This window comes from Alkalihalobacillus sp. R86527, assembly GCF_042466185.1.
GTDB lineage: Bacteria > Bacillota > Bacilli > Bacillales > Guptibacillaceae > Guptibacillus.
The window spans coordinates 2,939,017-2,953,693 of sequence record NZ_JAXHBW010000001.1; the positions used below are offsets into that span (position 1 = coordinate 2,939,017).

Annotated in this window: 14 protein-coding genes, 2 pseudogenes and 1 riboswitch; of the genes and pseudogenes, 9 read left to right on the top strand and 7 right to left on the bottom strand. The window is 42.1% G+C overall.

Features of this window, described 5'->3' with window-relative positions; translation table 11 throughout:
* Positions 1 to 455: 455 nt before the first annotated feature.
* Positions 456 to 971 carry a GNAT family N-acetyltransferase gene (locus SJY16_RS15290; RefSeq protein ID WP_377890490.1) on the top strand — a complete coding sequence of 172 codons (516 nt, stop codon included), beginning with the start codon at positions 456 to 458 and terminating at the stop codon, positions 969 to 971.
* Between the two features lie 161 nt (positions 972 to 1,132).
* On the opposite strand, the gene SJY16_RS15295 is transcribed toward SJY16_RS15290, so the two are convergent.
* A complete protein-coding gene (locus SJY16_RS15295; protein WP_377892283.1) occupies positions 1,133 to 1,873 on the bottom strand; it encodes a cupin domain-containing protein in 741 nt (246 codons plus the stop codon).
* Between the two features lie 219 nt (positions 1,874 to 2,092).
* Between SJY16_RS15295 and SJY16_RS15300 the strand changes: the two genes are divergently transcribed.
* The 6 genes from SJY16_RS15300 to SJY16_RS15325 all read left to right on the top strand — a co-directional run bounded on the left by SJY16_RS15300 (position 2,093) and on the right by SJY16_RS15325 (position 6,972).
* A complete protein-coding gene (locus tag SJY16_RS15300) occupies positions 2,093 to 3,166 on the top strand; it encodes an AbrB family transcriptional regulator (protein WP_377890492.1) in 1,074 nt (357 codons plus the stop codon).
* Between the two features lie 205 nt (positions 3,167 to 3,371).
* Complete coding sequence (locus SJY16_RS15305) at positions 3,372 to 3,620, top strand: hypothetical protein (protein ID WP_377890494.1); 249 nt, start codon at positions 3,372 to 3,374, stop codon at positions 3,618 to 3,620.
* 28 nt (positions 3,621 to 3,648) lie between these two features.
* A complete protein-coding gene (locus SJY16_RS15310) occupies positions 3,649 to 3,837 on the top strand; it encodes a coiled-coil domain-containing protein (RefSeq protein WP_377890496.1) in 189 nt (62 codons plus the stop codon).
* 210 nt (positions 3,838 to 4,047) lie between these two features.
* A complete protein-coding gene (locus SJY16_RS15315) occupies positions 4,048 to 4,881 on the top strand; it encodes a YitT family protein (RefSeq protein WP_377890498.1) in 834 nt (277 codons plus the stop codon).
* A 122-nt stretch (positions 4,882 to 5,003) separates the two neighbouring features.
* Positions 5,004 to 5,246: a hypothetical protein gene (locus tag SJY16_RS15320; RefSeq protein ID WP_377890500.1), complete on the top strand. Its 243-nt coding sequence runs from the start codon at positions 5,004 to 5,006 to the stop codon at positions 5,244 to 5,246.
* Positions 5,247 to 5,547: 301 nt separating this feature from the next.
* A riboswitch (purine riboswitch) is annotated at positions 5,548 to 5,650 on the top strand.
* 131 nt (positions 5,651 to 5,781) lie between these two features.
* Positions 5,782 to 6,972 (top strand): NupC/NupG family nucleoside CNT transporter, encoded by a 1,191-nt coding sequence (locus tag SJY16_RS15325; RefSeq protein ID WP_377890501.1) that lies wholly within the window; start codon positions 5,782 to 5,784, stop codon positions 6,970 to 6,972.
* A gap of 243 nt (positions 6,973 to 7,215) precedes the next feature.
* Here the strand turns inward: SJY16_RS15325 and SJY16_RS15330 are convergent, their stop codons facing one another.
* From SJY16_RS15330 to SJY16_RS15345, 4 genes and pseudogenes are all read right to left on the bottom strand, one after another.
* Positions 7,216 to 7,395, bottom strand: a complete 180-nt coding sequence (locus SJY16_RS15330; protein WP_377890503.1) for a hypothetical protein — start codon at positions 7,393 to 7,395, stop codon at positions 7,216 to 7,218.
* Positions 7,396 to 7,623: 228 nt separating this feature from the next.
* Complete coding sequence (locus SJY16_RS15335) at positions 7,624 to 8,877, bottom strand: aminopeptidase (protein ID WP_377890504.1); 1,254 nt, start codon at positions 8,875 to 8,877, stop codon at positions 7,624 to 7,626.
* A 473-nt stretch (positions 8,878 to 9,350) separates the two neighbouring features.
* Entirely contained in the window at positions 9,351 to 9,818 is a 468-nt protein-coding gene (locus SJY16_RS15340; RefSeq protein WP_377890506.1) for an MEDS domain-containing protein, read from the bottom strand.
* 238 nt (positions 9,819 to 10,056) lie between these two features.
* Positions 10,057 to 10,242: pseudogene (locus SJY16_RS15345) on the bottom strand (nucleotidyltransferase family protein); the annotation flags it as partial.
* 171 nt (positions 10,243 to 10,413) lie between these two features.
* On the opposite strand from SJY16_RS15345, the gene SJY16_RS15350 reads away from it, so the two are divergent.
* The gene (locus tag SJY16_RS15350) at positions 10,414 to 11,883 is read left to right on the top strand and encodes an FAD-dependent oxidoreductase (RefSeq protein WP_377890508.1); all 1,470 of its coding nucleotides are present in this window, start codon (positions 10,414 to 10,416) and stop codon (positions 11,881 to 11,883) included.
* Positions 11,884 to 12,079: 196 nt separating this feature from the next.
* Here the strand turns inward: SJY16_RS15350 and SJY16_RS15355 are convergent, their stop codons facing one another.
* A complete protein-coding gene (locus SJY16_RS15355; RefSeq protein ID WP_377890510.1) occupies positions 12,080 to 12,883 on the bottom strand; it encodes a collagen-like protein in 804 nt (267 codons plus the stop codon).
* Positions 12,884 to 13,011: 128 nt separating this feature from the next.
* A pseudogene (locus SJY16_RS15360) lies at positions 13,012 to 13,164 on the bottom strand (AraC family transcriptional regulator); the annotation flags it as partial.
* A 144-nt stretch (positions 13,165 to 13,308) separates the two neighbouring features.
* On the opposite strand from SJY16_RS15360, the gene SJY16_RS15365 reads away from it, so the two are divergent.
* Positions 13,309 to 14,412: a hypothetical protein gene (locus SJY16_RS15365; protein ID WP_377890511.1), complete on the top strand. Its 1,104-nt coding sequence runs from the start codon at positions 13,309 to 13,311 to the stop codon at positions 14,410 to 14,412.
* Positions 14,413 to 14,677 lie beyond the last annotated feature (265 nt).

The window sequence follows — 14,677 nt, forward strand, 5'->3', positions numbered from 1 at the left end:
ATGTAACCCCTTTCAAAATCAGTTACGAATGAGATATGTACTTCCTCCATTATAAGAGAAAACGAAATCGAAGTTAAACCTTTGTTTGAAATTAATTCATCTTACCATCTCTATACTAAACTGTCTTCGTTCCTATAATCTCCTTTAGAGGAAGTTATTAACGAGCCCAATAAAATCACGCCTGTATGTATTTCGTTACGTTAGGATTTCAAATATCAAAGTTCTCCCATAATCATCAGAACGCTAATGTTCCTATGATAATGTATGAATCAAGGAATTCCCCCCAAATTCCTTCCCCCTTAAATTAATATAAATAACTGAACCCCCTGCATCGCGTAGGGGGTTCTTTTGTCTAAACGTTCGATACCGCATCACGAAACGTGACACAAGCACTTGCTTAATTGCTCATGACAGTTTATGCTCTCCTTTGTATCACAACTATGAGGTGAATGAAGATGAAAATAATCGAAACGGATCGTTTAATTCTGCGCTTGCTAACAATAGACGACGCAGCGTTTATACTGAAGCTTTTGAATGACCCAACATGGAAACAATTCATCGGAGATAAAGGGGTCAACACACTTGAAGATGCAAGAAACTATATACTGACAGGCCCCATAACGATGTACTCGCAATTAGGATATGGGCTCTACTTAGTGGAATTAAAAGAAAGCAAAATACCGATTGGACTTTGTGGATTAATAAAAAGAGAATCACTGGAGGATACGGATATCGGCTTTGCTTTTCTATCAGAATACCAATCCAAAGGACATGCCTATGAGGCAGCATCTGCCACGCTGTCATATGGATGTAACCAGCTAAACCTGAAGCGAATTGTCGCGATAACATCTAAAGACAATGAGCTTTCTTCCAAACTTCTTAAAAAAATAGGAATGAACGTTGAACAAGTAATCACCCCTGCTGATGGTTCTGAAGAGCTTGATTTATTTTCTTATTCTCAACCACGGTAAAGTTCCTCTACTCCAAAAAAACCGTTTCATGTAAGTAATACATGAACGGTTCATTTATCAGCCACAAGAGAGCTTTGTTCGATCAGTTGAAAGGCAATACCACTTTTGAATTCTTTAAGTTGCAATGAGGATAAAGATTCAACAATCTCACAATCCTCTCCCTACAATTTCTTGCTTTCCTGAAGAAGTTTGGATTCTCCTGTACGTTCCCAGTCTTCGACCATTTCATATGCTTCTTCAGGAGAATAGCCTTTCCCTACAAGAACGCCCATTAGAATGAATTCTTGAAGAATGTGTGTGGCATTAATTCCTCTCTTCACATCTTCTAACCCTTCTTCAACCAGAAATTCCGTATGCTTCACCCATTCATCTGGCGTCTTGCCAAAATACTTCTTCTTCCCATTCCCATAGTCTTCTTCCATCGCCATAGCTTCAGCCTTCGTCCGATGCACCGTTCCAAACGGGTGGTTTGGCGGAGCATAGATGGAATACAGCTTAATCGGCTCTTTCCCTGTATTCGTTAAATTGTGCCACGTACCAGCTGGGATCACGATCGCAAAATCATCATACACAGGTACTCTAAATGGTAAGTGATCTTTCGTCATCCCCATTTGAACAAGTCCTTGCCCTTGTTCGATCCGCAAAAATTGATCCACATGCGGATGCATTTCTAAACCGATGTCTTCGCCTACATTGATCGTCATCAACGTAATCTGTAGATGTTCTCCTGTCCATAATGCTGTACGATACGTATTGTTCTTGAGCGTTGCTTCATTGATATCGACTACAAATGGCTTTGGACCGTAATCTTGTAGAGGAATTCTCCCTATACCTTTTGATGCCGAGTTGAGAGACTGTCTATCATAATTGCCCGACCTTGAATCATAGGACATCCATCTCATTCCCTTCAAAGTTTCTACCCTCATGCTATTCACTTTGGAATGGGAATGTACCTAGATTGTTAACTCCCCTTTATGAATGAACCTTTAGACAAGGAGATGCTCCCTCAAAGCCCCACCTCTGAATTCTTTGTACGTCCTGTGCTAAACTTATTGAAATGAGCTCCGTGATTTTGAAAAGAGGAGCGTACGAACATTCTTACTTATTGAAGGTGCTAGTTTATGATAAAAGTGTTATTACTTATGATCGCGTTCGGAGTCGGATACTTGTTCGACTTAATGAACATTCCCGCCGGGTGGTTACTCGGCGCGATGCTTGTCGGCGTGTACTACCGTCTTATGATTAATGAAATCTCTTACCCAAACCTACTATTTGATCTATCACTCGCTGTGATCGGCGTTAGTATTGGAATCAGTATTAAGGTGTCGATGTTTAAGGAAGTCGCGAGCTATCTCTTTCCCCTTGCGGTGTCGCTCGTCATCTTGCTCGTTGCGAGCTGGATTCTTGGGAAAGTGCTTGGGCGTTATTCAAACCTTGATGCGAAGACAGCTCTCTTCTGTTGTCTCCCTGCAGGGGCTTCTGTCATGATGGCGCTTAGCCGAGAGTACAAAGCAAACATGGGCATGGTCGCTGCCTTCCAAACTGTCCGCATCATGATGCTCGTTGCGACGATCCCGATCGTGGCTGGATTCATGACTTCTTACTTGAAAACAAAGGAAGTGGAATCGAGCGGACTAAGTAAAACTGTTGAAGGTGCCGCGCCAATGTGGCTGGCTGCGATTTTTTACATCGTTCTTGTAGCCGTCACGCTTGTGCTTGCTAAGAAATGGCGGATTCCAATCGCGCCCTTCCTTTATTCGATCGTACTCGGCTCTGTTTTTCACGCTTTTATTCAGCCGCTCCCATCCATGCCGAACTTAGGCGTTGGACTCGGAATGGCGATGCTCGGTGTGATCATCGGCGTTCGTTTCGATCGGAAATCGTTATCGGATATTAAACAGATCGGGTGGACAAGCCTCTGGATTCTCGTATCCTTTTTCATTCTTACATTTGTCGTGACCTATGTTTTCTATCTCATGACACCGCTCGACTTTATCACGAGCCTACTTGCGATCGTCCCTGCCGGAGCACCGCAGATGGCATCCGTCGCCGCTTCGCTCGACCTTGATGGAAGTGTTGTCGCAGCCATGCAGGTCATACGACTCTTGATCCTCATCCTCTTCATCCCCATGCTCGTCCCTTTCCTTGTCACAAAGGGAGAAGGAACGCGGGAAGAAGCAGTGGAAAATAGGTAAAACAAAAGCCAACCTCGATCGAGGTTGGCTTTTAAACGGGGTCAGACCCCACCAGGTGACAATTTACTTTCTGCACTCAAACGAGCGCCTTACTCCCTGCAACCTTTATTTCCTTATTAAGTAATTTTTTAGTGCGAATCGATTGTATTTTGTTTCTGAACGCGTATCATGGAAATTAACTTCCACCCGAAAAGAGGGACACACCATGAGAGAATTTCCACTGGATACGATGGTTGAAATGGTGATTGAGCATTTTGAGATAAACACAATAGAAAATGAGCATCTTCGTATGAAGGCTCTTACGTACATGATCGAAGACGCCGGGCTACTCGAAGATATCCCGGAGCTAGCAAGAGAGATCAAACGCCAGCGCGGCGAAATCCTTCTTGAACCGATGCGATCAATCAATCCTGAAGCAGCCAAGCAGGTCGAGCTATGGCTAGATTTCGTTTAACGAATACTTCCTATAAGAGGTGATATTCTTGCTATCTAACACCATGAGCACGATGGATTTCATTGCACTCATGATCGTATATGCTCTTATTTTTACAATCTATCTTTATAAAGAAAAAGTAAAAGAAGAGCGAAAGCGAATCGCACAACTTGAGAAAGAAAACACCAAACTAAAAGAAGCGGTCACCTTTTACCGCGAGCACAGAAAATTTAAGTGATAATACCTCTATCACCTGATGGAGGTTTTTATTTTTAAAATGCGAGAAGGCTCACCGCCCGCCCCGCGGAAAGCGATCAGCCTTGAACGAAAATCACCCGCACTCATATAGCAACAATGGTTACGAGAAAAGCTTTACAAAAAAACTACTGTTTCCCTTTCATCACTATGATATATTATCCTACGTACTAGATTTGAACGGAGTGATACTATGAATCATACAGGGAAAGAGATTACACTGATTATCATCGGGTCCCTGTTCTTTGCGCTTGGCGTAAACTGGTTCGCCATCCCAAACGAACTGGGTGAAGGCGGCGTGACAGGGATTTCGATGGCACTTTACTATTTGGCCGGTTGGTCACCAGGACTCACAAACTTTCTTATGAACGGGATTCTTCTCGCGATCGGCTATAAAGTTCTAAATAAACGCGTCACATGGTATACGATGATTGCAATCTTCTTCACATCCCTTTTCATACATTTAACTGAGGGCATGGGAAATCCAGTCGACATCATGCTTGGAACGGTTTTTGCCGGTGTGTTCATCGGTATTGGACTTGGTCTTGTCTTACGCTCAGGCGGTACAACAGGTGGATCAACCATCGTTGCGCGTATGCTGAATCAGCATTTCGGCTGGAGTGTGAGCACCTCGATGTTCGTGTTCGACATTCTCGTTGTCATGGCTTCATCGTTTATCATCGGTATCGAGAATACGATGTACACAGGGATTTCGATCTATATCAGCACGAAGATTCTTGATTACTTGATCGATGGCTTCGATACGAGAAAAGCTGTCACGATCATCTCTCAAGACACCGTTGCCATCGCTGAAAAAGTTAGCGCTGAGATGGATCGCGGCGTTACCATCATCAACGCACGAGGTCACTATTCGAATGAATCGAAAGACATCTTATATATTGTCATCAACAAACAAGAGCTCTTCCTTTTGAAGAAGATGATCCAACAAGCTGATGATAAAGCGTTCGTCGTTGTGCACGATGTGCGTGATGTCTTTGGGGAAGGATTTACGTTCCCGAAAACGTAAGAATGTCGACGATTGCTACAAAACAGAACAAAGATGACTCTTTTCTTCACGCAGAGTCATCTTTTTTATCTTATCAATGGAAAGGATGAGTTTTTGAACGTACGAAATGAGGGTGTGCAGCTATGAGCAAGAAGACAAACCACTTCCTATTGGCAGTTGCATTAACGGCGATCGGCATCGTAATAATTTTTAATAGCTTCGACTTAGGTGTGAATACATATATTTGGTTTTGGAATGAAGCGAGCGACAATCAAGACTTTTATCATCCCTATACGATTGGCTTCTTTGTGTATATGGCGATTGGACTCGTTATTACCAATGCCGGAATGAAGATATTTGTGAATTGGTTATTTCATAAGTATTGACTCTTATCTGAATCTACCAAAGCTCCTTATTTTATAAGAGGGGCTTTTCCTTATGATTTTCACCACTCTTTCAAAAAAAGATTCACATTTCTTTTCATGAAAAACCCCTTCCCACTCTCACCTATTTCCTACACGCTTGAAAACGCTCTCTCTCTTTTCACAGCGCCATTTCCCATCACAACGCCATTGAAACGATCTCTGATTTTGTCGAACGCTTTCATTTCCCCGCTGAATTTTTCCAACATTGTTACTATTAGACTAGGTATTGCTACCCCCTTTTCCATCTGCTAGATTGTTACAATACAACTTCACATGTACTCTCTATATATTTTTGGAAATATGGTCCGATAAGTTTCTACCCTGCAACCATGAATTGCTGGACTATAGGGAAGGTAAGCATAGCGAATAGGTGAACGATCCACCTATTCATTGTTACTCATTCTTCCTGAACCCGGACTTTCCTTAAGTGCGGTTTTTTTTATATGTTTATAGATTCTTTTTTGTGAAGCAACACTTTTTATCAGGGGGATATATCATGAGCATCATCTTAGGTCTTTTATCCATTGCGGGCGTTCTCGGAATCGCATGGTTACTCAGTAACAAGAAGAAATCGGTCAACTGGCGAACGATTGGTGTCGGACTCGCGATCGAGGGGGCGTTCGTTCTTTTCGTTCTAAAAGTTGAAGCAGGTAAGGTTTTCCTACAAAAAGCGTCAGCCGCTGTACAGAAAGTCATCAACTATAGTAACGAAGGAATTCAGTTCGTTTTCGGTGGATTCTACGAACAAACGGATTTAACATTTGTCTTTGCAATCAACGTGCTTTCCGTTATTATCTTCATCTCAGCACTCGTTTCTGCACTTTATTATTTACGCATCATACCATTCATCGTTCAACTCGTCGGAGTAACGGTCGGCAAATTGATGGGAACAACAAAAGTTGAATCGTTTAACGCAGTCGGTAACTCATTCCTTGGACTGGCGGAAGCACCCCTCCTCGTTAAGCCATACTTAAAAATCTTAACGCGTTCAGAGATATTCGCTGTCATGGTCGGGGGAACAGCTTCAGCGAGTGGCGCGATTCTCGTCGGCTACTCGCTTATGGGTGTCGACATCAAGTACCTTCTGATTTCCGTCTTCAGTGTCCCATTTGTCTCACTTGTCATCGCAAAAATCATGGAGCCTGAAACTGACGTGTCTCAAACGAACGACAATGTGAAGATGAAACGTTCTGAACATGCGAACGTGTTCGAATCGATTGCAGAAGGAACGGTTAGTGGTGTCATGCTTGCGTTGAATATCGGTGGGCTCTTAATCGCATTCATCAGTATTCTAGCACTACTGAACGGAATGCTTGGATTCGTCGGTACGGATCTTAGCACGATTCTTGGTTATATCTTCTATCCGTTCGCTCTACTCGTTGGTATTCCAATGGACGAAGCATTCCGAGCAGCATCCATCATCGGAACGAAGATGTCGATCAATGAATTCGTTGCTTTTCAAGATTTGACTTCTCAGCAAGGACAGCTATCAGAGAAAACAGTCGCAATGCTTTCTGTCGCACTATGTAACTTCGCAAACCTTTCTTCGATCGGTCAGTTGATCATCGGACTCGGTTCACTTGAACCTACGAAACGCTCACAAGTATCGAAACTTGGCCTAAAAGCCATCATCGGAGGTTCCCTCGCATCCTTTATCACAGCAATCTTTGTGGGGATGTTTATGTAACACGAAAGCCTGGTCATCTTGAAGGGGAATACTTGAGGTGCTAAACCAGCAAACTCCCTTCACGCCGGTAAATTAAAACCATAGGGAAAATGCACTTGTTTTTGCACGATGATTTGTATGGGTATTTGAAATAAATCAAGCCACATCTTAATCCAAGAGGGATTAAGATGTGGCTTTTATTCAGTCATTTAAAATCATTATCAACTTTAAGAACAGGTAATATAAAATTCAAAACCAGAGCGTCTACTTTCCTTCTAATTCACTGCTGTCCTGACAATTCTCCAACTTCTTCATTTCCAACTCAACCTTTTTCGCTTCAAGCTCTAGCTCTTTCATTTTTATATCTCTTTCTGTTTTCTTTACAAAGCCAAAATAGATGAGTGAGCAACCAATCACGATCGTAAGATAAAAAAATAATCCCAACTTTTCATCCCCCTCACAATAAACATATTTAAAACATCTCTACAATGATAGATATGCCAATACCGAAGCTGCAAGCCCTTCTTCTGCAAAGGCTTCCCTATGTAATACGATTTGATCGAATTCCTCCATATAGGTAGCCGATAGAATAACGATAGAACACTTTTACTCTATTAGCTAGCCTATTTCACTAAAACGCTTACTATTTTGCAACCGCTCCCGTTTTGTGATTTAGAATTGGAAATCCTCATCCTTCATTAGCAGGACTTCCGTTTCATCTTCTTTAATGCCAACTACTTTCATATCTTCGGTACCAAAGGTCACATTGACTAACAATAGTGAAGGATTCAAACCCGCTGCCTTCAACTCTTCCTCAGATTGGTCAATGCCATGTTGAATATTGGAAGGAGATGCATGTCCGATTCCAATATGACAGGAAGTATTTTCATCAAACAAGGTATTGTAGAAAAGAGTATCTGCCTGAGCAAGAGGAGATTTATTAGAAACCAAGGCAATTTCACCTAGATAATGTGATCCTTCATCTGTTTCGATGAGATTTTGTAACACTTCCTGTCCCTTTGCTGCATAATAGTCGATAATCCGTCCATCTTTAAAAATTAAATAAAATTCATCAATGACACTTCCCCCATAGATAAGAGGCTTCGTACCTACCAATTTGCCATTCACCTTATTTTTATGAGGAGCTGTAAATATTTCTTCCGTAGGTATGTTCGGGAAGAATGGTATTCCATTTTCATCTATGACACCGCCACCGATATAGAGGTGATTTTTTGGTAGACCCACTAATAAATCAGTTCCACGGCTATTTGTAAAATGCAGGGATTCAAATTGACTCTCGTTTAGGAACTTTTTTCGAAACTCGAAGGCTCTATTGTGACTCTCCCACTCTTTTATAGGGTTTTCACCATCTGCCCGAGACCCTTTTAAAATTAATTTCCATAATGAATGGAAAGCTTCTTCTTTACTTAGATTGGGGAATACTTTAGTTGCCCATACAATGCATGGGACAGCTAGAAGACACCAGCGTATCTCATGGGATCTAATTTTCGCATAATAATCCTTCAATTTGGCGCGAGAAGCTTTTTGGAAACGACTGATTCTTTCTGTAGAAACCTCCTTAAAGACATCTACGTTTTCAGAAATGATATGGATGTACGCAGCGCCTGCATCGTCCCACTCTTTGAAACGAGCAGCCTGCCAATCAGGAAAGTGATCGATAACACGCTCTGATGCATGTAAGAAAAATTCTTTGGTAGACTGTTCATCTTTCCAATCTATAAATACATTTGACGCTCCTGCTTCGTAGGCTGCCGTTTGGATTAGACGTGCAAACGCAGCATTCTGTATATCACTATGAATAATCAACAGTTGATTATTCTGCAGATTTACACCAGCTCGTACAGCAAGTTCTGCATACTTTTTTAATTGTGCTTCACTTAGAGATTCATATATTTCTTTAATCATTTACTATCCCCTCTGAAATATTTTTGTATCATTTTACTGCAGAACCCTGACCTACTTTAACTACCGGCTTCATAATAACAACAAGTCTATGTTTTCATTTTGATATATCATTTCTAGTTAAGGCTCAATCAGAAGAAAAATGACGAATAACTCCCTTGCCAGTTTTTCACCATACTATCTCTCAATACATACGACCACATAAGAAAAATGTTTCAATTTGAATTGATTGGTAACTATGCAAACCACTTTGTATGTATACAGTACCATGAAAAATGACCTGCGAATTCATATACAATTCGCAGGTCATTTTAGTTTGCACTTTCATTGTTTGCCATAAGTAACAGAACCGGTTATTAATAGCGACGAGTCTTTTTCCAATAGATGAAGCAGCCTTATATCCTAGTAAAAACCAGCATAACAAAGCTCACATTCCATCGTTTCATCCTGTTAACGTCATTCTCTTTATTGGTAGGTTAATTCGCCTGATATTGTTCAGAATCAGAGAAATGATCATCTTTAAGAACATACGGATGCGTCTCCATAAGAATGTTAACGAGATAGTCTGGCATTCGCTCACCATCATAAGCACATATTAGTGGAAAAGAATAGTCATTCACAGCTTCGTGTACGATTTTCTCGAAATCTTCTATAATATGCAACGGTTCTTCCATAGAAGCCCATTCCACATGTGCCCACGATCGAAAAGGTCTATTCTTTTCAACATAAGGTTGAACGGTTTTGTTAAAGTACTCAACAATTGCGGGTGGATGGTAACTACCACTCGAAAAGTAGAAATCAAAATTGTTTACACGGTGGACATATTTCATTTCATCATTCGTTAACCAATTTGGCAATTCTTCAAGAATTTGGCGATAGATTGGTTCATTTTCAATAAGAATGACGTAATCGCCTGCCTGAATACCATCATATATAAACTCCATAACCTTCGTGATTTAATCCTTCATATTATAGTAAGCATATAAAACATGAATGCTTCTCTGATCAGAAAATAGCTGTTTCATACTATTTCTCAAATTATCACCCTTTCTTCCTGTTCTGCGTTTATACTACTAGAATTCACAGAAGAATGCTAATATCTAAGAAGGTTAACTCCGTCTTTGTTCTAACTTCTTCAATAATTAGAAGAACATTACCTCTTGAACGAGCTTTTTCTTATACTCACGCTTCCTCCCATGGAATCACATGTAGGTCCCACTTGCTCGTCCACTTCGCAGCTTTCGCTTCATATACCTCACATGTGATCAACACCTTATTCGCTCGAACCCTCCTTATAAAAAGAACATTCAGATCATACGGGGCATAAACCCTGGACGTTCCTTCTCCATCTTTTCTAACGCCAAGCGCTGTTACTCTTTCCTTTTCCTAAATTATCTCGTACTTCCTTTAAATTTTCATTATTTTACCATATCTTCACTAAAGTCTCTAGAAGACCAATCCATGCATTAACCATGCAACTCGTTCTATTCACCCTTATAATAGAAGATATAAGTTTCGGCACATCTTGGAGGGATTCGTTTGGATATCATCATCATCGGGGGCGGAATCGGTGGATTAACTGCCGGGGCGCTACTCGCAAAGGACGGCTATACCGTTACTGTGCTTGAAGCGTCGAATGAATGGGGCGGTTCTGCAGGTAAGTTCAGTAGGAAGGATTACCTTTTTCCTGTCGGGGCCACGATGGGGATGGGATTTGAAGAAGGCGGCATCCATCACCGCATTTTCGATGAGCTCGGGATTTCTGTGCCATTTTTCAAACTGGATGAAATAATGAGGGTCTATAACGGCTCATCCGTTATGCCTTACTATGCTGATCGAAATCGTCATCTGGCAGAATGTGCATCTCAATTTCCAGAACATGCGGATCAGATCGTTGCGTTCTATCAAGAAATATGGAAAATGGGCGCCGAGATCCGAAAATTAATTAAACCACTCCCTGTCTTACCACCCGTAACGATGACTGAATGGAGAAAACTACTCTTCTCCATCAAGATCGGAACACCAAAACTTCTCCCCTATTTACGTCATACGATGGGATACCTCTTAAAGAAACATCACCTCTCTGAAGCGCATGCATTTCGTCATTTCATCGATGGCCAATTGATCGACAGCATGCAGGCGACGAGCAGCGAGTGTTCTGCACTGATGGGCGCACTTGCGCTTGATATTTACCATGAAGGCGCGTACTACACAGAAGGCGGCCTCTATACTATCGCTGAAAAGCTACACGCATCTATCGAAGAACATGGTGGCAAGACGTTTAAACGCAAGCATATCCAGACCATTCGTAACGAGAAGAACAAGTGGGTTGCTGTCGATCAGCGCGGCGAGAATTGGAAAGCTGATCACCTTGTCTGCAACCTTCCTGTCCAAAGCTTTGTTCCACTCCTTCCAGAGCCTCTTCAAAAAGAATTACCGAAGAAACTACAAAAAAGAAGTACGATTTCGCAATGGGGAGCCTTCACCTTGTATCTCGCGATCGAAGAGACTGTGATTCCAGACTATACGGCTCTTTTCAATCAAGTATTCGGTGAAGACGGCACGATGACGGAAGGCGATCACCTCTTTCTCTCTCTTTCTAGCTCGAAAGACCGAATTCGAGCCCCACTCGGATATCGCACGCTCACCGTGAGCACCCATACCGAACTTCATCACTGGGATACGAAAGAAAAGTATGATCACTACAAAGAACACTTAACTGAAAAAGTTCTAAACGGCATCGAACGGGTGATTCCAGATGTAAGAAGCGGAATCGATTTGATGATGACAGGCGCACCGCGCGCTTGGGAGCGATTCACGAAACGACCGAACGGCATGGTCGGTGGCTTTCCACAAACAAACGAATACAGCTTATTCAATAGTCTTTCACATCGAACAGGCCTTGATGGATTATGGCTATGTGGAGATAGTGTATTTCCAGGTGCGGGGACGATCGGCGTATCGACGAGTGGGTATCACGTGTATCAGTCTATCGCTGAGAAAAGATAAGCAACAAAAGCACGGAGGCTGCTCCACTCTAATGCGTTCCGTTTCGAGTGCTAAATTTAATATGAAACTAAAAATGACGTGTGAAAACTGTTTAAACAAGTTTTCACACGTCATTTTGTCTTTATCCTATTAAGATGCCAGCAAATACAGAGAATTTCCAAATCCCTTTCGCTACATTCATTTCCAATTGTTTCGTTTATTGGAGTCGCGTGATAACAAGATGTGCTGATACAGGTCTGGTCCCTCCTGCTAGAGGAGTAATGGTTAGTGCTGTGGAATTTCCAGCAGGATTTCGTACCGTAAGTACTGAATTGACGGATGTCGTTTGCACAAGAGCCATCCCTACTATTTGAGAAGTACCTGTTGCTCTTCCAACTACGGTATAGGCTAGGTCAGCACCATTGAGAGTTAGAATCAATTGTCCAGCTTCGTCCACACTCACCTGGAACAAAATCTGATATACTCCGATTCCAGATAAATTAAATGAACTGGGGCCCGTACGGGTAATACCACCAGTTCCACTAGTTGGTCCATCTTGTGGAAAACTTACGTCTGTGCCAGGAGCTACTGTTGCTGCATTATTTGGAGGCATCAATGCAAAAAAATCCGCAAAATCCAAGACTCCTCCTGCGGGTCCCTGTGGTCCTGTGGGTCCTGGAACTCCTTGAGGTCCAGTTGCCCCTGCTGGGCCAGATGGTCCTTGAATTCCCTGTGGTCCTGATGGTCCAGTCGCCCCTGCAGGCCCAGTTGCTCCAGTTGCTCCAGTTGGACCTGGAATTCCTTGTTCTCCCTGTGGTCCTTGTGGTCCTGTCGTTCCTGGGATACCTTGAGGTCCAGTTGCCCCTGTTGGTCCAGCTGGTCCTACAGGTCCTGGTGGACCTCCTGGAGTTCCAGGCGGCCCCTGTGGTCCCGGGGGCCCTTGTGGTCCCGGACAACAACAATCGCAAAAACAACTTTTATGATTGCTTCTTTTGCAACAATTATCTTTAAATAATGACATAATTCTTCCCCTTTGTTTTTAATAAGATATGTAGGTAAGTTTTTAAGGGTGTAGGCATATAACAAAGATGGGTTTTCTAACCGTTCACCAGAGATAGACCCTCTAATTTATCTGGAGGAAGATACTTATACATCCGGATTAACCCCGTTAAAAATAATAGGAACCCTTTTTTTAATACCATCGATGCAAACTGCCTCTTTTTCTTCACTTTGATAGTTCATTTCCACTTTAATTGATAACTGGAAGATCATCGTTGGATAAGCTTTAAGTGAATGACAATTTTTATGGCTAGTATTAGTACTGATTACCTCATTTTCCCTATTCAACATCTCTTTTCGTTCCGTATTCCTTTTCCTATGTTAGAATGAGAGGGTCTTTTTGACAAAACTATGAATCTCATTAACTTACATAAGGAAGTGAACATCATGAGGAAGTTATTCCTTCTTCTTCTCGTTGCTTTAGTTGCTGTGGTTACCGGTTGTTCGGATACCGCATCCACTAACGAGCAGAATGACGAAAAAGCAGACCAGCAAGAAACGAACGAAGATGCAAACAAAGAAAACGAAAAAAAGGCTGAACAAGAAGAAGCGCCCCAACCTTTTGAACCACTAGCACCGTCTGAAGACGCCAAACCGCTAAAGGAATCGATGACAGAAGAGGAATTGGCGAAAATGCCGGTCGTCGAAGCACACGGTGAAGATCGCACAAGAAAGACGCCCGTTGGCCAAACGTTAATGGAAGGCATAACCGACGAAACGGATGGGATTCTTAAAGACCATCGCCTTGTTGCGTATTATGGGCAGCCGAGCTCAACACAAATGGGGATTCTCGGTGAGATGGAGCCTGAGGCCCTTATGAAGAAGTTAAAAGAACAAACGCAGGCTTATTCTGATGCTGATCCAGAACGTCCGGCCATTCCTACAATCGAGCTAATCACAACGATTGCTCAGCGTAATCCAGGTCCGAATGGCAAGTACTATCACATGACTTCTGAAGAGGACATTGATGAATACGCAGAGCTCGCAAAGAAACACAATGCTATTCTCATGCTTGATGTTCAGCTCGGACGCGATACGGCTCTGCATCAAGTGAAGCTTTTAGAAAAATGGTTGAAGCTCCCTTACGTGCATGTAGCCATTGATACCGAGTTCCATGTTAAAGAAGGGCAAACACCTGGCATCGACCTTGGTAGTGTCGATGGATCAGAAGTACAAGAAGTCGTCGACTATGTTTCTACTTTTGTAGAAGAAAACGACTTACCAGATAAAATCGTACTCGTCCACCAATTTACGGACCACGCTGTCACAAATAAGCAAGTGATCAAACCAACCGATAATGTTGAAGTTGCCTTGAACTTTGATGGCTATGGTGATTATGGAACAAAAATGTCACTCTACCGTAAATTTGTTCGAAACGAGCCCGTTCAATACGGCGGATTTAAGATTTTCTATAACAAAGATAAGCCTGTGCTTACCCCTTCCGAAGTACTTCAGCTTGATCCAAACCCAGCGATTATCAATTATCAATAATCGTTAGTACTAAAGAACAGCTTATTACCAGCAAAAGAAGCCCCTCAGTGGGCTTCTCAAGCTGTCGAGAAAATCTCGGCAGCTTTTCCTTTTACCTTTAGCAATAAGTAAGAGGGATTTCCGCTCCAATCTACGTTATTATGAGATAAATTAAATCATTTTTCATCAAATCAAGAATCTTTAATAATTAACGTGATAAAAATGGAAAGAAAGATTTTTCTTATTTAATTGGATTCAATAGAACTGGTCGTTATGCTTAGCTTCA

Coding starts and splice junctions, on each gene's coding strand:
- SJY16_RS15335 (WP_377890504.1), bottom strand. CDS start 8,877: ATGATTAAAGAAATATATGAATCTCTAAGTGAAGCACAATTAAAAAAG.
- SJY16_RS15340 (WP_377890506.1), bottom strand. CDS start 9,818: ATGGAGTTTATATATGATGGTATTCAGGCAGGCGATTACGTCATTCTT.
- SJY16_RS15300 (WP_377890492.1), top strand. CDS start 2,093: ATGATAAAAGTGTTATTACTTATGATCGCGTTCGGAGTCGGATACTTG.
- SJY16_RS15305 (WP_377890494.1), top strand. CDS start 3,372: ATGAGAGAATTTCCACTGGATACGATGGTTGAAATGGTGATTGAGCAT.
- SJY16_RS15325 (WP_377890501.1), top strand. CDS start 5,782: ATGAGCATCATCTTAGGTCTTTTATCCATTGCGGGCGTTCTCGGAATC.
- SJY16_RS15315 (WP_377890498.1), top strand. CDS start 4,048: ATGAATCATACAGGGAAAGAGATTACACTGATTATCATCGGGTCCCTG.
- SJY16_RS15290 (WP_377890490.1), top strand. CDS start 456: ATGAAAATAATCGAAACGGATCGTTTAATTCTGCGCTTGCTAACAATA.
- SJY16_RS15355 (WP_377890510.1), bottom strand. CDS start 12,883: ATGTCATTATTTAAAGATAATTGTTGCAAAAGAAGCAATCATAAAAGT.
- SJY16_RS15365 (WP_377890511.1), top strand. CDS start 13,309: ATGAGGAAGTTATTCCTTCTTCTTCTCGTTGCTTTAGTTGCTGTGGTT.
- SJY16_RS15320 (WP_377890500.1), top strand. CDS start 5,004: ATGAGCAAGAAGACAAACCACTTCCTATTGGCAGTTGCATTAACGGCG.
- SJY16_RS15295 (WP_377892283.1), bottom strand. CDS start 1,873: ATGAGATGGATGTCCTATGATTCAAGGTCGGGCAATTATGATAGACAG.